The following is a 16,400-nucleotide window of genomic DNA, read 5'->3' on the forward strand; positions in this document are numbered from 1 at the left end:
AGAACTGTCATCTGATGACATCTGGTGTCATCATTTGTCTGAGTTGGAGAGAATTATTTGTATATTTGTTGCATCTATCTTATGATGAACATGTTTAAGTAAAGAATTACTATGAAATTTAACAGTAATGATATCTTAGTATCTAAAGTCACGAAATCAAAACTTAAAACATTCTATATTGGATTTGATTTAGGTCTTTGCCAAACGTCGCAATTCGCTGAAATTTTAATGGATACTTTAGTTGATTTTGCATTTGGTTACCATTCTGGAATTTTAAAATCCTACAATCGTAGAATCTTGAAAGAAGCAGCTAAAGCATTATATAACGTAAAAGAATTCAAAGAAGTAAAATGGACATATGTTGATGAAGATTCGATGTTAGATGATGATGAACTGGATGCAAAGAACAAATATCTTAAAAGAGGTGAATTCGGAGAATTAATTTTACACCTTATCTTACGAGATTATTTTAACACAGTTCCTCTATTATCAAAGATTTTTTTCAAAGATTCTGATGGGGTTACTGTACATGGTTTTGATTCAATACATATTGGATCAGATTTAATAGATAGCAAGAAATCATCTATTTTTCTAGGAGAATCTAAACTTTATTATCGTAAAACAGGTAAAGCTGGAGAATTTGGAATAAATGACTTAGTAAATGATATTAAAGAACATTTTAATAGGGATTTTTTACAACGCGAATGTATTTTAATATCTAAAAAAAAGAATGCTTTTCCGCTTCTAGATTCTTATGAAGATATGAATACAAAAGAAGAGTTTACGAATTATCTTAAACAAAAAGATTATTGGATAGATATTCTTGAAAAAGTTGGTTCTGGAACCCATAAAATACAAGATTTTATTGACTCTGTAACAATCCCTTTAATATGTACATATGAATCTGAAATATTCAAAAAATTTACAGATGATACTCATCCAGACTTTGAAAAAACTTACGATGAGGAAATGGAAAATCTAAGAAAAATTCTGGACGATAAGTTGAATAATATTCCAGCTGAAAAAGGGGAAATTGTAAAATCTAATTTGAATATTGTATTAATTCTGTTTCCGATACCTTCTAAAAAAGATTTGGTTAAATTATTGCATCAAAAACTATATAATCAACAAAATGCATAATAATATTGATCTTATTATTAAATCTCTAGAGGATAATCAACATGCGATAAATATATCTGTAGCAGAAAGCTTCAAATATGCACAACTAGCAAATAATCTGATTAGTAAATATGATGAAAATGGATATCGGCTGGTTATTAATATTCTAAATAATTGGGACAAAATACCAACAGAAACAATTGAATTATGGACAGACATAATTGAAGTTGCTGGATTTTATCCATATTTGGAAAAAAATAAGGAATCTATTATTTTAAAAAATCTATCTGGTACTATAAGAAAAGAATTACATTTATCCGAATATATCCCTCAAAAATATTTCCATGATAAACAATTTGAGCTGCTTGAATTATTAGATAGTGATAAGAATGTTATAGTAAGTGCACCTACAAGTTTTGGAAAAAGTCTTCTTATTGAAGAAGTGGTTGCATCAGCTAAATATAATAATATTGTTGTTATACAACCAACACTAGCTTTACTCGATGAAACAAGGAGAAAATTACAAAAATATAGAGATAAATATAAGCTTATAATAAGGACATCTCAAGAGCCTTCTACAATAAAAAAGAATATCTATTTATTTACAGCAGAACGTGTAAATGAGTATAAATTTTTCCCCAAAATAGATTTTCTTGTTATAGATGAATTCTATAAACTTAGTGGTCTGAGAGATGATGAAAGATCTGCATCTCTAAATAATGCATTCTACCATATTCTAGAAAAATTTAGTCCTAAATTTTACCTACTTGGACCAAATATCGATAAAATTAGCGATGGTTTTTCAAAGAAATATAATGCAATTTTTTACAAAAGTAATTATTCATTAGTAGATACACGTGAATTTAATATTTATAAAGACTATGATGGGAAATTTGGAGCCAGCGGGAAAAAGAAAGAATTTAAAGAACGGACTCTTTTTGATTTATTGCTATCATTAAATGATGAACAAACAATTATTTATTGTTCAGCTCCTCCTAAAGTTCGGTCTTTGGCCAATAAATTCACGACTTATTTAATAGAGAAAAGTATATCTCCAGTAAAGGTTAATTATTCTTTAGTAGAGTGGATTGAAGAAAATATCTCTACAAAATGGTCATTAATACAGAACTTACAATATGGTATCGGAATACATGATGGTGCTTTACAAAAACATATTACAACTTCCATCATTGATTATTTTAATGAGGGACTAATAAAATACCTATTCTGTACATCTACTATAATAGAAGGAGTAAATACAAGTGCTAAAAATATTATTTATTTTGATGATAAGAAAGGCCCTAATGATGTCGATTATTTTGACTATTCAAATATAAAAGGGAGAGCTGGTAGAATGATGGAGCATTATATAGGTAAAATATACAATTTCAACCCTCCTCCTAAAAAGGAAGATATTATAATAGACATACCTTTTTATCAACAAAACCCAATAAAAGATGAAGTTCTTATACAATTATCCGAAAGTCATGTACTGAATAAAAACACCAATCAATTTTTAGAAATACAAAAAATACCATTAAGAGAAAAAGAAGTAATAAAACTTAATGGATTAAGTGTTAACGGCCAGAAAAATATACTTTCAATTTTAAGAAAAGAAATTTCTCAAAATTATGGTCTGTTATCTTGGACTAATTTTCCGACATATAAACAGCTAGAATATGTTCTTTCCCTTGCTTGGAATAATCTCATTCTAGATGGAGAGACAACTAGACCAATGACAGCAAATCGGTTAACATATATGACTTTTAATTATGGAATAGAAAGAAGTATTAATTCTATAATTAATGATACATTTAAATATGACAAAAAGAATAATAAAAACGCTAGCAAAACAGATTATGATATACTAAATGAGGCTATCCAAAAGATATTTCAAATAATGAAACATTGGTTTCAATATAAAGTGCCTAAATGGCTATCTGTAATGACTTCTTTACAAGAAATAGTTTGTATAGACAATCAATTAAAGCCTGGAAACTATTTAGTCTATGCAAATACTCTCGAAAATGATTTTATTCCTGAAAACTTAACTATTCTTTTAGAATATGGTATTCCAACTAGTGCTATAAGAAAGTTAGAAAGATATATTCCGAGAGAGATCGGACAAGACGAAGTGTTGGCTTATATAAAAGCCAAATCCCTTCAAGAGTCAGATAAATTATTAATGTATGAAAAAGAAAAATTCTCAATAAATCTGTAAAAGAACTGATAAATTATTATTGAAACTTATTTCTTTACCAACTTACTCAGCTTCGGGTCTTTCATAATTCGCTCCATTTCAATTTCTACAATTTTAGTAACATCTTTCTTAATAGTGTAGTAATTGTTCTCAATAACATCTTTCATTGGTTTATCATAAACCTCTTGAAAATCCATAACGACAGGTATCTGTTTGAACTCCTTAGTTTCAGCAGATACCTTTTCTGTATCTACAACAATCTGAGCATGAAACATCTTCTGTTCAATTCGTTCATCAAAATTGTCAGAAACAGAGCCGACAAACATGCCCTGAGTGAGTGTTGAAATCTTAGACGCAGGGATTAATGAATCTAATTGAGTATTAATAGTAGTCGACTTATCCTGTTTATTGATAGTCATCGATTGGCGCTTCTGCAATACTTTCCCGAATCGATCTGAGAGATTTTTTGCAGTATCACCAACAACTTGTCCTGAAAATATATTCCCAACCGTATTCATTACAACATCAGCTTCTTCACGTCCATAATCACGAGTCAATTGAGATATATCCTGAAAGCCCAGACAAACAGCTACCTTGTTGCTTCGGGCAGTTGCTATCAGATTATCCAATCCCCGAAAGTAGATCGTTGGCAACTCATCAATAATAACAGACGATTTAAGCAAGCCTTTTTTATTTATCAACTTTACAATACGAGAATTATATAACCCCAAAGCTGCCCCATAAATATTCTGTCTATCAGGATTATTTCCAACACATAATATTTTAGGTGCATCGGGATTATTGATATCTAATGTAAAATCGTTACCCGACATGACCCAATAGAGTTGTGGAGAAATCATTCTTGATAATGGTATCTTAGCACTGGCAATCTGACCCTGCAACTGCTCCTGTGCATTACCATGCCATGCATCCATGAAAGGAGAAAGATAGTTTTCTAATTGCGGATAGGATGTCAAAATAGGAAATATTTCTTTATACGGTTTATTCAAAAATTCAATAGCATGAGGAAAGGTGCAATATCTACCGCCATCGTATAATTTCAGATACCAGATAATGGCAGCTAACAGAATAATTGGAGATTCAACAAAGAAGTCGCCTTGCTTTTGAATCCATGTTTTATTTAAGTTCAACATTATCGTGTAGGCTGATTCATAGGCATCTGATATGTCCGTCATAAATTCGGGAGCAATTGGATTGCAACGGTGGCTACGCTCTGGGTTATCAAAATTGATAACGTAAAATTGAGGATCAACATCATATCTATCTGCATACTGTAACATCTTATTGTAGGCAATAGTCGATAAATCGGGATATTTGAAATCATAACAGTACAGGGCAAAGCCTTTGCTAATCTGTTGGTCTATATAATTATTGACTACCGCAAATGACTTTCCACTACCGGGAGTACCCAAAACAATCGTTGCCCGAAATGGATTGACCACATTGATCCAACCCTTGTGTTGCTTTTTCTGATACTGAAATAATGTAGGCAGATTAACGGAATATTCATTTTCCATGAGCTGCGTTTCCTGCATAAAACTTTCGTTCTCCATATTAAAAACGTCTTCCATCAGATTCGTTTTCAGTAAGCGACTCATCCACAATCCACCCATCAGTAGCAAAATATAGCCAACTGTCATTGTGAATATATACAAGGCTGTGTTGGCTACTAATGGCAGAGGGAGAGCTAATATCCACCAATTGAGAAAGAAAAAGATAAACCCAAAGAACAGGAATACATAGATTTTGTTCCATGTAATTTTTTCCTCTTTTACTCCTTTTGTACCTAAACAGGATAGAGCCAGAAATACCACTGCGAATAGCTTTGTCCACAGATTGTGTGAAAATAGCCCTGCTGTATTCTGAAAATTGAGCAGAATTTTATCTACAACGCCGATATTAATGTCCATCTCCCAAATGGATTGATAACAGAACCAATATATATGGATAACCACAAATAAAATACTAATGGCTCGCATGAATTCCATTACTTTAGCGAGTCCTCTCAAGTCGTCTTCGTTTTGCATATAATTATATTTTAGTTATTATTATAATCCTTTGAACTTTGCTCGTTTTCTCTTCTTCTCTTCATTTTCCATTCTGCGAGTAAAAGCCTCTTCTGCATAGTCTGTTCCATGCTGTTCCAATAAAGAAAGATCTACTGTCGAATCTTCTTGTTTACTGTTATATTCGGCGTTTTCGGTAAAGCTGTTGATTGGTTTATCAGCTTCAGATTCTTTGGTAGTATTATCTGTCGGATTTATGATTAGCGAATGTTTATTTGTAGTATCATCTTTAAATAGCTCATTAAAGATATTAGCGGAGAACTCCTTTCCCATTTTTGAGCCATTGAAAACACATCTGCTCTCATGATCTATAAATGTTACCCCATAGATACGACCCTTCATATTTTCGCGAAATACTGCATTGATATTATTTTTAGCCAAGTCATTCAAAAAAGTCTGCTTATCGGTATAGTTACCTATTGCCGAACCGACAATCAATTTCGGGGACTCAAATACCATGTGTTCTTTCATATACTTAGTTGAATACTCCAGTCGGCTTTGTAAGGCATTATATCCAACACTTTTTCCAATCACAGAAGACTTTATCGGATTCCCAACCTTTTCTCCTTTCTCATCTATGGCAGAATATACCAGACCTGAATAATTCTTTCCCTTAATTTCGCCCTTTACGTCCTCTACTGTTACCCCATAAAGGGATAATAGAGTACGGAACTCATTTACGGATTGGAAACGATAATTCTTTATGAGAGCTTTTGAAATATTAGCTATCTGTTTCTTAATGTCTCCTGATTTATAATCTATGTGTTTGATCTGTGGTAGTTCTACTAGCTGTTTCTTTTTCTCAGCAGTATGCAGGTTATAAGCTTTTTCCAATTCACGGGTGATTTTCTTTGACTGGTAGAAATTATTAGAATCTCCAATCTTTCTTCCGTTCCCATCTATATTTACTGTCACGATATGAATGTGTTTTCGCTCTAAATCCTCATGCTTATAGACAATATAAGGTTGGTCTCCTAAACCCATTTTTCGCATATAGGTTTGTGCAATATCACTATACATTTCATCTGAAACGATATCATCGGGATGAGGATTAATCGATATATGCAGGACTGGTTTTTCTGTATTCTTATTTGCATTCAGATATGGTGTAAACGACTGATAAGCTAGATACATATTCAGTGAACCATCCCGATTTAATATGATCCGATTACTGAAAAGGACCTTCGCTTGTAGCTCTTTTACCTTCTCCTGGTTATACAACAATGCTCCCTGTAATGAGCTTCCCTTACTTATTTTTGCAACCATAAATGCCTGTATTTTCGCTCGAACTCATCTGTTAGTTCCATCATCTGTTTTTGTAAAATGACTAATTCAAGTGTTGCTTTTTCCAGTTTATAGAGAAAAGCCAACGCTTTCTTCTCTGTAAAATTCGATTTCAAAGCCTTTACTATCTGGTTATAATTTGTTCCGATAGCACGGTACTGTCCGAAGAAAGTTGTCATCCGCATATAATAATCCTGTACACCTTTATCAATTTTGACCACTTTTATAGGTCTGTTGAAAATGCAGGAGGTTATAAAATGTGCTTTTACTGCTTCTCCTGACTGTTCAAATAAGGACAAAAATTTATTATTCTCATCTACATTCATGCGGATAGAATAGCGAAATACAGCAGGCTTCTCTTTGGGATTCCTGCCACCTTTTCGTCTGTTTGATTGATTATCTGGTATCATAACTATATAAATATTTAATGAACAAAATCATGACTTCGGAATGATTTTCTCCCCTGTAAGGGGCAAGGGTTTTGAGCAGCCGGAAAGTATTTCGGGCAGCTCAAAACATACCTTGCCGTATTCTGACGAATACCAAAATCCATCCTCCGATGGATTGCCCGAGAAGCTAATTTCGGAAACGACAATTAGCCAATTCAAAATCCGGAAGATTATTATCACGCTACAAAGGTAGAGTCCATTAATCAAAAGGTTATCATAGACTTATCGGACAAATGGTGACACTAGATGTCATTAGATGACAGTTCTTTTTAAACCGCTATTGGTTATCTATTTTCAATGTTCTTTTGTGTGAATCAATTAACGAATTGGAGAGTTCTGTCATTCAAAAACTATTTAATGAAAGATGTATATAATCTGCTCAGCAGTGATCTGTATAGTGAATGTATGAAGCCTTTCACTACGACCACAATGACAGACATTATGGCTTCTTGAATGAATGACTTCACTAAGTCATGACGTCAGGCTATAACTCATTTGATATGGAGTTCACGAACTTCATATTTACATCATTCAGTAAGTAATGACATCCTTATGTAACTCGTGAATAGCTGAACGAACTCTCTGATTCCTGATTGATCGAATGAATTATTGAATTACTTATTTAAAACAGTATCACATGAAAGGAAAAACATTATTTATCGCTATCTCCACCCAAAAGGGAGGAGCCGGAAAAACAGCTTTGACTGTATTATTATCCAGCTATCTGCATTATTCACAAGGTTACAATGTAGCTATTGTAGATTGTGACTATCCGCAATACAGTATTAATGGTATGCGATTGCGGGATAAACAGTCTGTAACAGAAGATTCGTATTACAAATCACTCTTTTATAAGCAATGTAAGAGCCTGAACAAAAAGGCTTATCCGATTGAAGTGAGCAGGACTACTGAAGCAATAGAAACAGCAGAAAGAATTATTCATGAAGCAGAAGTTCCCTTGGATTTTATCTTCTTTGACTTACCCGGAACAATGAATGCCAAAGGAGTATTAAGTACCCTTGCTCAAATGGATCATATTATAACACCCATTACTGCTGACCGCATGGTTCTGGAAAGTTCACTGGAATATGCCGGACTGATCAATGAACAGATTATAACCACAGGCAAAGGAAATATCAAAAGTTTGCACTTACTCTGGAATATGGTCGATGGAAGAGAAAGTAACCATCTGTATGGAGTCTACGAATTAGTAATAGCTGAATTGGGTTTACAGGTCATGAGATCTTTTGTTCCTGATACCAAACGTTTTCGTCATGAAATAACAACAGAACATAAACCGATCTTCCGCTCTACATTACTCCCTGCCGATAAGAGGTTGATAAAAGGCAGCCAATTGGATCAGGTTACAGATGAATTTCTATCTATCGTGAAAGGAGGTGCTAATGGCTAAAAAGGAAAACGAATACGAAATTGATGAAGATTTTCTTTTGGCATCAATCGGAGAACAAAAGGAAGGCAAAGCTCCACCCAAAAAAGAAGAAGAGATCGAAGAAAATATCGAAGAAGTAGTAAAGCCTAAAGAGAATAGTAGTAAGCGGAATAAGCGAAGCAATAGCAGTACAGATGATTATGAAGCTACTTTTCTATGCCGTAATGAAATACGGCTACGTCAGGGTGCATATATCAGCAGATCGGTATATCAAACGATTATGCGGATCGTAAAACAGATAGCCGGAGACGACGTATCAGTGGGTGGTTATATTGATAACGTACTGAAGCATCATCTTGAAAAATACAAGGATGAGATAAACACATTGTATAAACAGGACCGAACCGATTTAATCGACTAGACGATGATAGAATTACTTATTATCCTATGCCTTGTGGGAATTATCCTAATTAAACTGTCAGATTACAAGATAACCATAAAGAAGAATTCTTCTGATTATAAATCAGAGATTGCAAAGTCTCAGAAAAGAGAAAAAAGAGTCGGACGGGTTGGTAAAAGTATGCCCGATATCAGACAAATGATGACATTGAATGACAGTTCTTTAGAATCAGATAATCCACAGAAAAAAGCGTCTATATTTGATTCGTCAAAGGATGAAAGCGAGCCTGATCCGAAGGACTTAGTGATAGATGCCGATCCGACAGAAACAGTAATTGATCATGAAGAGGAAGACGAAATTGCTGCTTATACAAAAGGAGAAGTCTATACAGCCGGAGGGATGGATTATGAGGTAATGATGAATACCGTAAAGGTTATAAACAGCAAAACTGCGACCAAAGAAGAGGAACAGAAAGCCGGACAGGTTTTGTATGATAACCGGGATACGGTACTGGTGGATAAGATGGTTTCTGCAAAGAAAGAATTATCTGTCAGGATAACATCACTCATCGGACTCCGTCTTCAACAACATGCCGAAGAGAATCCGCAGAATGTTGAGTCAGGGCTTGCTTTTCATCTAAATGAATCGGATGAGTATAAAAATTTTAAAGCAGACGATTATTTCTAAGGTCAGATAATAACCAGTAAAAGAAAGGAGGTTGCTTATGAGATAGAAAGTTGTAGAATATCTTTAATAAAACGGTCTTCGACCGCCACTAATTTCCAACGTTACAAGTTTAACCCGCTATGGGGAACTATCCACTCCCCATAGCTTAAAATCAATTTTATGTACAAAAAAGTTTTATTTTTTGTAGCCATACTAATGGCTGCATCAGCCTCTGCATTCGCTCAGGGAAACGGTATGCAGGGAATCACCGATGCGACAAACATGGTAACCTCTTACTTTGATCCAGCGACCAAACTGATCTATGCTATCGGTGCTGTTGTAGGGCTGATCGGAGGTGTAAAGGTGTACTCCAAGTTCAGCTCAGGTGATCCCGACACATCTAAGACTGCCGCTTCGTGGTTCGGAGCCTGTATTTTCCTGATTGTTGCTGCCACCATCCTTCGCTCATTCTTCTTATAAGAGTCTCAAACTCTCTTATTTTACTTTTAATAACGAGAAGAATGGCAGAATATTCAATCAACAAAGGAATTGGCAAACCAGCAGAATTTCGGGGACTCAAAAGTCAGTATCTCTTTATTTTCGCAGGTGGACTACTGACTGTATTTATTGTCTTTGTGATAATGTATATGATCGGGATCAGTCAGGTTATCTGTATCGGATTTGGAGTAGTTACAGCCGGAACATTGGTCTGGGCAACATTCCACTTGAATGACAAATACGGAGAGCATGGGCTCATGAAGTTACAAGCTATCCGTAACCATCCCCGCTATATTATCAATCGCAAACGGATCATACAGCTCATTAGTCATGTCAAAAGAAAGGAGGATATTGTATGAGGAATACACTAAGTGCAGCTACACTGGAAAGCAAGTTTCCCATACTGGCAGTTGAGCATGACTGTATCCTGAGTAAAGATGCGGATATAACAGTAGCCTATAGGGTAGAACTGCCCGAACTCTTTACGGTCACTTCTCCTGAGTATGAAGCAATCCATGCAGCCTGGGCAAAAGCTATGAAGGTATTACCCAACTATTCGATTGTCTGTAAACAGGATTGGTTTATCGAAGAGGATTACAAACCCGAATTGCAGAAAGAAGACATCAGTTTTCTATCCCGCAGTTTCGAGCGTCATTTCAATGAACGTCCTTTCTTAAATCACACCTGTTATCTCTTTCTGACTAAGACAACCAAAGAACGAGCCAGACAACAAAGCAGCTTTACGGCTCTTACCCGTGGCTTCATCGTTCCCAAAGAAATGCAGGATCGCGAGATGGCTCAGAAGTTTCTGGAATCAGTCAGCCAGTTTGAACGGATTATCAACGATAGCGGATTTATCAAACTGATCAGGCTAACAACTGATGAGATTGTAGGAACAGCAGATCAGGCAGGCATTATCGAAAAATATTTCTCCTTGTCTCAGAATGACACCACCTGCTTACAGGATATGTCACTCGGTCCAGGTGAAATGAAAATCGGTGATAAATATTTGTGTTTACATACGCTTTCTGATGTGAATGATCTTCCGGGTAAAGTAGAGACAGATACCCGATATGAAAGACTATCTACGGATCGAAGTGATTGCCGTTTGTCTTTTTCTGCACCCATCGGAGTACTCTTGACCTGTAACCACATTGTCAATCAGTATATCTTTATTGATGATCATGCAGAGAACCTGAAACGTTTTGAAAGACAAGCCAGAAATATGCACTCTTTATCCCGTTATAGCAGAAGTAATCAGATAAACAAGCAATGGATCGAAGATTACCTGAATGATGCTCATAGTTTTGGCTTAACATCTGTCCGTTGCCATGTTAATGTAATGGCCTGGAGTGAAGATAAGGAAGAGCTTTCACGAATCAAAAACGATGTCGGTAGCCAGTTAGCACTGATGGAATGCAAGCCCCGACACAATACAGTCGATACACCGACTCTGTTTTGGGCAGGTATTCCCGGTAATCAGGGTGATTTTCCATCGGAAGAAGCTTTCTATACTTTTATAGAGCAAGCTTTATGCTTCTTTGTGGAGGAAACAAACTACAAGAGTTCACCTTCGCCATTTGGTATCAAGATGGTGGATCGTGTAACAGGTAAGCCGCTTCATGTGGATATATCAGACTTACCCATGAAGAAAGGAATTATCACCAACCGAAACAAGTTTGTGCTGGGTCCTTCAGGTAGTGGAAAATCCTTCTTTATGAACCATCTCGTTCGCCAGTATTGGGAACAGGGCACGCATGTTGTATTAGTAGATACAGGAAATTCTTATCAGGGTTTGTGTGAAATGATCCGCAGTAAAACCAAAGGAGAAGACGGAATTTACTTTACATATACCGAAGAAAAGCCGATCTCTTTCAATCCATTCTATACAGACGATAACCAATTCGATGTAGAGAAAAAAGATAGCTTGAAAACCTTGCTACTGACGCTTTGGAAAAGCGAAGACGATAAGATATCCAAGACAGAAAGTGGAGAACTGGGTAGTGCTGTCGATGAATACATTAAAAAGATTCAGACTGACCGGAATATTGTTCCGAGTTTCAACACCTTCTATGAGTTTATGCGGGATGAGTACAAGACTGCATTAGCGAAAAGAGAGATTGAGGTCAGCAAATTCGATTTTAACATCGACAATATGCTGACTACGCTCCGTCAGTATTATCGGGGCGGTCGTTTTGACTTTCTGCTAAACTCTGACAAGGAACTGGATTTATTGAACAAACGCTTTATTGTCTTCGAAATTGATGCTATTAAGGAGAATCGCGACCTATTTCCTGTAGTGACTATCATTATTATGGAAGCATTTATAAATAAAATGCGTCGGTTGAAAGGTATCCGAAAACAACTGATTGTGGAAGAGGCATGGAAAGCTCTTTCGTCTCCCAATATGGCTGAATATCTGAAGTATTTGTATAAAACTGTTCGGAAGTTTTTTGGAGAAGCCATCGTTGTTACACAGGAAGTGGATGATATTATCTCATCACCCATTGTGAAGGAAGCGATCATTAATAACTCCGATTGTAAGATACTGCTCGATCAGCGGAAGTATATGAACAAATTTGATTCGATACAGGCTTTATTAGGCTTGACCGAAAAAGAAAAAGCTCAGATACTTTCCATCAATATGTCTAACAATCCAAGCCGTATCTACAAAGAAGTCTGGATTGGATTAGGCGGTATGCAATCGGCAGTTTATGCTACAGAAGTCAGTCCTTCCGAGTATTACACTTACACTACCGAAGAGACAGAAAAATTGCTGGTGCAAAAACTCTCGGAAAAGTTAGGCGGGGATATTGAACAGGCTATCAAGCTAATCACTTCGGATAAGTCGCTTCAGTAAGCAGGCTTATCGACAATTTTAAATTAATCTCAAACGTAAAAAATAAATTATATGAAAAAGTCCTTTTTTCTGACAGCCATTGCTGTCTCTCTATTTAGTCTTAACAGTTGTAGTAACGATGATGATCCGGTAACTCCAAGTGGCAGAGATGCCGTCTTAAAGATTCAGGCAGGCATCACGGCAATAGATGTTGGCGGTACAAAAGCATCAGTTGTATCCGCATTTCCTGAAGGAACAAATATCGGTTTGTTTGTTACATCGGGTAGTCTGGGTGATAACAATAATTCGTATAAAGAAAATGACAATGCATTATCTGTTTTTAGGAATGGAATATGGAATCAAACACCTGAGATCAGGCTTACAGGGGATAACGCTACAGTCTATGCTTATTATCCGTACAGTAGTAACAATACCGATGGCAGGTCAGTTTTTGTGGATCACGCAACACAACAGGATTACATGTACGGAACGCATACTCCGGGACAATCTGCCATCAATAAGGATAATCCGGCAGTAAGCCTGACCATGAAGCATGCAATGGCTTTGGTACAGTTTAACATCAGTAAGTTCAATTATCCATGGTCTGGAAAACTTACCCGTATTGAAATAGCTAATACCGATAAGAAAACGATAATATACAACGAAGGGACAATGGATATCTCAACCGGTATTATCAAGAATACGGAAGGAAAGAATAGACCTGCTACCTTGCAAACTTATTCGGATGTTCATCCGCTTTTGACTATTCCTGAAAAGCCTTCCCAATCGGAAGCCGAATTTCTGAAAGTATTTGTCCTTCCTGTAAGTTCAACAGGTGCTGAAGGAGATGTTGTTTTTAAGTTTACGATCGATGAACGGATCTATACATGGAAAGTTCCTGCAAACACAGCTTGGAAAGGTGGAACTAAAAATACCTATACGGTAACAATCAGCGGTTCAAGTCTAAAGATTGGAAATGTAAATATCTCGGATTGGACAGGTGGTATTTCGGCAAACCTAATCATTACCGACTAATCTCATACAGGGAGTAAGAACACAATAGGAATTAGTGTTCTTACTCTGTTACCTCTCTCTTATTTATTCAATCTACATCATTTAATATAATTGTTATATGAAAATAAAAATCTTCATGTTGTGCGTGAGCCTTGTGCTTTTCACTTCAAATATATCAGCTCAGTGGACGGTATGGGACCCGAGTAACTTCACCCAGAGTATTGTCAATACCAGTAAACAGATCGTGCAGACATCAACGACAGCCAGTAATATGGTCAAAAATTTTCAGGAAGTTCAAAAGGTGTATAATCAGGGTAAACAATACTACGATGCACTCAAAGCTGTAAATGGCTTGGTCAAAGATGCCAAGAAGGTACAAAGAACCATTCTGATGGTAGGCGAAATATCCGATATCTATGTACACAGTTTTCAAAAGATGCTGTCCGATCCCAATTACTCCATTGAAGAGCTCAATGCCATAGCCAACGGATATACCCGCTTGTTGGAACAAAGCAATGACGTTTTGAGCGAACTAAAAGGAGTGGTTAATATCAGTACACTTTCTCTTTCCGATAAAGACCGTATCGATGTGGTTAATTCCTGCTATGATGCAATGCTCGATTACCGTAATCTGGTTCGGTACTATACAAATAAGAATATCGGTGTTTCCTATTTGCGAGCCAAGAAAAAAGGTGAAACAGCCCGTGTGAATGCTTTGTATGGTAATCCTTCGGATCGTTATTGGTAACATCCTAAATAAGAAAAAACATGGATTTCGATCAATTTCATCAAACCCTGCGGACGCTTTATGATCAGATGATGCCCCTATGTGGCAATATGATTGGTATAGCTAAAGGAATAGCAGGATTGGGAGCCTTATTCTATGTGGCATATAGAGTTTGGCAATCCCTGTCTAGAGCCGAACCTATCGATGTCTATCCTCTGCTTCGTCCCTTTGCCATCGGTCTTTGTATTATGTTCTTTCCATCTATAGTGCTTGGAACGATTAACAGTATTATGAGTCCTGTCGTACAAGGTACAAACGGGATGCTGCAATCCGAAACACTGGATATGCAGAAATATGCGGAGATGAAAGACAAGCTGGAATACGAATCCATGAGGCGTAATCCGGAGACAGCCTACTTAGTAGATAACGAGATCTTTGAAGAGAAGCTGGATCAACTGGGAATTACCGATGTAGGAGAAATAGCAGGAATGTATATTGAACGTGGATTGTATAATGCAAAGAAGTGGATACGGGAAGCTTTTCGGGAGATATTGGAAATAGTCTTTAAGGCTGCTGCATTAATTATTGATGTGATACGTACCTTCTTTCTGATTGTCCTTTCTATTCTCGGACCACTGGCTTTTGCCATATCTGTCTGGGATGGCTTTCAATCGACACTCACACAGTGGATCACACGATACATATCGGTTTACCTGTGGCTGCCTGTTTCCGATCTGTTTAGTACAATACTGGCAAGGCTTCAATCCCTGATGCTCCAATCGGATATTGAACGGATGCAGACCGATCCGAATTTCTCACTGGATAGTTCCGATGCCATTTACATCGTATTTCTCATTATCGGTATTGTCGGTTATTTCACGATACCTACTGTTGCGGGATGGATTATATCTGCAGGTGGTATGGGCAATTTCGGTAAGAATGTCAATAATACAGCAACCAAAGCCGGAGCAATGGCTGGTGGTGCCGGAGGTGCTGCTGCGGGAAATATTGTAGGACGATTAAAAGGGCGGTGAGCCACCGCTCCCTATTATTACTTACATAAATATTAATCAACAACAATTGGCACATTAAAAAAAGAAAAATGGAATTCAAATCACTAAAAAATATCGAATCGAGCTTTAAGCAACTTCGCATCTTCGGCATTGTCTTTCTCTGTTTGTGTGCAGCTGTTGCAGGTTACTCCATTTGGAGTGCCTACAATTTTGCAGAAGCACAACGCCAGAAGATATATGTCTTGGATAACGGAAAATCTTTGATGCTCGCACTTTCTCAGGACTTGTCTCAAAACAGACCGGTTGAAGCCCGTGAACATGTCAGGCGTTTTCACGAATTGTTCTTTACGCTCTCTCCCGATAAGTCTGCTATTGAAAGTAATATCCAACGGGCATTGCTCTTGTCGGATAAGTCAGCCTTCAATTATTACAAAGACTTATCAGAGAAGGGATATTACAATCGGATCATCTCAGGGAATATCAATCAAACCATACAGGTCGATAGTATTTCCTGTAATCTCGATGTCTACCCCTATCAGGTTATTACTTATGCCCGTCAGATGATTATCAGAGAGAGTAATATTACCGAACGAAGCCTTGTGACAACCTGTAAAATGCTGAACTCTGTCCGTTCGGATAATAATCCGCACGGGTTTAGTATCGAAGCTTTTGAGATACGGGAAAATAAGGATTTAAGGGTATTGGACAGATAAG

16 protein-coding genes are annotated in these 16,400 nt (G+C 36.6%); 12 read left to right on the forward strand and 4 right to left on the reverse strand.

What is annotated here, in order from left to right:
• The first annotated feature begins 111 nt into the window (after nt 1–111).
• Together HMPREF9456_RS14510 and HMPREF9456_RS14515 are read left to right on the forward strand one after the other, a co-directional pair.
• Nucleotides 112–1,140, forward strand: coding sequence for a HamA C-terminal domain-containing protein (locus HMPREF9456_RS14510; RefSeq protein ID WP_006844307.1), 1,029 nt, complete (start codon nt 112–114; stop codon nt 1,138–1,140).
• On the forward strand, nt 1,133–3,340 hold the full coding sequence (locus HMPREF9456_RS14515; protein WP_006844308.1) for a DEAD/DEAH box helicase: 2,208 nt from the start codon (nt 1,133–1,135) through the stop codon (nt 3,338–3,340). Before HMPREF9456_RS14510 ends, HMPREF9456_RS14515 begins: the two co-directional genes overlap by 8 nt.
• 26 nt (nt 3,341–3,366) lie before the next feature.
• On the opposite strand, the gene mobC is transcribed toward HMPREF9456_RS14515, so the two are convergent.
• Genes mobC through HMPREF9456_RS17265 form a run of 4 tightly spaced genes read right to left on the reverse strand, consistent with a single transcriptional unit; the run spans nt 3,367 to nt 7,298 of the window.
• Nucleotides 3,367–5,367: a conjugal transfer protein MobC gene (gene mobC / locus HMPREF9456_RS14520; protein ID WP_006844309.1), complete on the reverse strand. Its 2,001-nt coding sequence runs from the start codon at nt 5,365–5,367 to the stop codon at nt 3,367–3,369.
• Between the two features lie 21 nt (nt 5,368–5,388).
• Entirely contained in the window at nt 5,389–6,672 is a 1,284-nt protein-coding gene (gene mobB, locus HMPREF9456_RS14525) for a conjugal transfer protein MobB (protein WP_006844310.1), read from the reverse strand.
• Complete coding sequence (gene mobA, locus HMPREF9456_RS14530) at nt 6,657–7,100, reverse strand: conjugal transfer protein MobA (RefSeq protein ID WP_006844311.1); 444 nt, start codon at nt 7,098–7,100, stop codon at nt 6,657–6,659. Before mobA ends, mobB begins: the two co-directional genes overlap by 16 nt.
• Nucleotides 7,101–7,127: 27 nt before the next feature.
• The gene (locus tag HMPREF9456_RS17265; protein ID WP_157182002.1) at nt 7,128–7,298 is read right to left on the reverse strand and encodes a hypothetical protein; all 171 of its coding nucleotides are present in this window, start codon (nt 7,296–7,298) and stop codon (nt 7,128–7,130) included.
• Between the two features lie 478 nt (nt 7,299–7,776).
• On the opposite strand from HMPREF9456_RS17265, the gene HMPREF9456_RS14535 reads away from it, so the two are divergent.
• The 10 genes from HMPREF9456_RS14535 to traK all read left to right on the forward strand — a co-directional run bounded on the left by HMPREF9456_RS14535 (nt 7,777) and on the right by traK (nt 16,399).
• Nucleotides 7,777–8,550, forward strand: coding sequence for a ParA family protein (locus HMPREF9456_RS14535; protein ID WP_006844312.1), 774 nt, complete (start codon nt 7,777–7,779; stop codon nt 8,548–8,550).
• On the forward strand, nt 8,543–8,950 hold the full coding sequence (locus tag HMPREF9456_RS14540; protein ID WP_006844313.1) for a DUF3408 domain-containing protein: 408 nt from the start codon (nt 8,543–8,545) through the stop codon (nt 8,948–8,950). Before HMPREF9456_RS14535 ends, HMPREF9456_RS14540 begins: the two co-directional genes overlap by 8 nt.
• A 3-nt stretch (nt 8,951–8,953) precedes the next feature.
• On the forward strand, nt 8,954–9,616 hold the full coding sequence (locus HMPREF9456_RS14545) for a hypothetical protein (protein ID WP_006844314.1): 663 nt from the start codon (nt 8,954–8,956) through the stop codon (nt 9,614–9,616).
• A 159-nt stretch (nt 9,617–9,775) separates the two neighbouring features.
• Nucleotides 9,776–10,075, forward strand: coding sequence for a DUF4134 domain-containing protein (locus tag HMPREF9456_RS14550; RefSeq protein ID WP_006844315.1), 300 nt, complete (start codon nt 9,776–9,778; stop codon nt 10,073–10,075).
• Between the two features lie 41 nt (nt 10,076–10,116).
• Complete coding sequence (locus tag HMPREF9456_RS14555; protein ID WP_006844316.1) at nt 10,117–10,452, forward strand: DUF4133 domain-containing protein; 336 nt, start codon at nt 10,117–10,119, stop codon at nt 10,450–10,452.
• Nucleotides 10,449–12,953 (forward strand): TraG family conjugative transposon ATPase, encoded by a 2,505-nt coding sequence (locus tag HMPREF9456_RS14560; protein WP_006844317.1) that lies wholly within the window; start codon nt 10,449–10,451, stop codon nt 12,951–12,953. The genes HMPREF9456_RS14555 and HMPREF9456_RS14560 overlap by 4 nt, the downstream gene beginning before the upstream one ends.
• Before the next feature lie 51 nt (nt 12,954–13,004).
• Entirely contained in the window at nt 13,005–13,967 is a 963-nt protein-coding gene (locus tag HMPREF9456_RS14565) for a fimbrillin family protein (RefSeq protein ID WP_006844318.1), read from the forward strand.
• Nucleotides 13,968–14,064: 97 nt separating this feature from the next.
• On the forward strand, nt 14,065–14,694 hold the full coding sequence (locus HMPREF9456_RS14570) for a DUF4141 domain-containing protein (RefSeq protein ID WP_018075073.1): 630 nt from the start codon (nt 14,065–14,067) through the stop codon (nt 14,692–14,694).
• Nucleotides 14,695–14,714: 20 nt separating this feature from the next.
• A complete protein-coding gene (gene traJ / locus HMPREF9456_RS14575) occupies nt 14,715–15,707 on the forward strand; it encodes a conjugative transposon protein TraJ (protein ID WP_006844320.1) in 993 nt (330 codons plus the stop codon).
• Between the two features lie 68 nt (nt 15,708–15,775).
• On the forward strand, nt 15,776–16,399 hold the full coding sequence (traK, locus tag HMPREF9456_RS14580) for a conjugative transposon protein TraK (protein WP_006844321.1): 624 nt from the start codon (nt 15,776–15,778) through the stop codon (nt 16,397–16,399).
• The last annotated feature ends 1 nt before the right edge of the window (nt 16,400 follow it).

The organism is Dysgonomonas mossii DSM 22836, assembly GCF_000213575.1.
GTDB classification, from domain to species: Bacteria; Bacteroidota; Bacteroidia; order Bacteroidales; family Dysgonomonadaceae; genus Dysgonomonas; species Dysgonomonas mossii.

What these genes read in the sequence shown, in the direction of transcription:
- HMPREF9456_RS14510 (WP_006844307.1), top strand. Translation starts at nt 112, where the DNA reads ATGAAATTTAACAGTAATGATATCTTAGTATCTAAAGTCACGAAATCA.
- HMPREF9456_RS14515 (WP_006844308.1), top strand. Translation starts at nt 1,133, where the DNA reads ATGCATAATAATATTGATCTTATTATTAAATCTCTAGAGGATAATCAA.
- mobC (WP_006844309.1), bottom strand. Translation starts at nt 5,367, where the DNA reads ATGCAAAACGAAGACGACTTGAGAGGACTCGCTAAAGTAATGGAATTC.
- mobB (WP_006844310.1), bottom strand. Translation starts at nt 6,672, where the DNA reads ATGGTTGCAAAAATAAGTAAGGGAAGCTCATTACAGGGAGCATTGTTG.
- mobA (WP_006844311.1), bottom strand. Translation starts at nt 7,100, where the DNA reads ATGATACCAGATAATCAATCAAACAGACGAAAAGGTGGCAGGAATCCC.
- HMPREF9456_RS14535 (WP_006844312.1), top strand. Translation starts at nt 7,777, where the DNA reads ATGAAAGGAAAAACATTATTTATCGCTATCTCCACCCAAAAGGGAGGA.
- HMPREF9456_RS14540 (WP_006844313.1), top strand. Translation starts at nt 8,543, where the DNA reads ATGGCTAAAAAGGAAAACGAATACGAAATTGATGAAGATTTTCTTTTG.
- HMPREF9456_RS14545 (WP_006844314.1), top strand. Translation starts at nt 8,954, where the DNA reads ATGATAGAATTACTTATTATCCTATGCCTTGTGGGAATTATCCTAATT.
- HMPREF9456_RS14550 (WP_006844315.1), top strand. Translation starts at nt 9,776, where the DNA reads ATGTACAAAAAAGTTTTATTTTTTGTAGCCATACTAATGGCTGCATCA.
- HMPREF9456_RS14555 (WP_006844316.1), top strand. Translation starts at nt 10,117, where the DNA reads ATGGCAGAATATTCAATCAACAAAGGAATTGGCAAACCAGCAGAATTT.
- HMPREF9456_RS14560 (WP_006844317.1), top strand. Translation starts at nt 10,449, where the DNA reads ATGAGGAATACACTAAGTGCAGCTACACTGGAAAGCAAGTTTCCCATA.
- HMPREF9456_RS14565 (WP_006844318.1), top strand. Translation starts at nt 13,005, where the DNA reads ATGAAAAAGTCCTTTTTTCTGACAGCCATTGCTGTCTCTCTATTTAGT.
- HMPREF9456_RS14570 (WP_018075073.1), top strand. Translation starts at nt 14,065, where the DNA reads ATGAAAATAAAAATCTTCATGTTGTGCGTGAGCCTTGTGCTTTTCACT.
- traJ (WP_006844320.1), top strand. Translation starts at nt 14,715, where the DNA reads ATGGATTTCGATCAATTTCATCAAACCCTGCGGACGCTTTATGATCAG.
- traK (WP_006844321.1), top strand. Translation starts at nt 15,776, where the DNA reads ATGGAATTCAAATCACTAAAAAATATCGAATCGAGCTTTAAGCAACTT.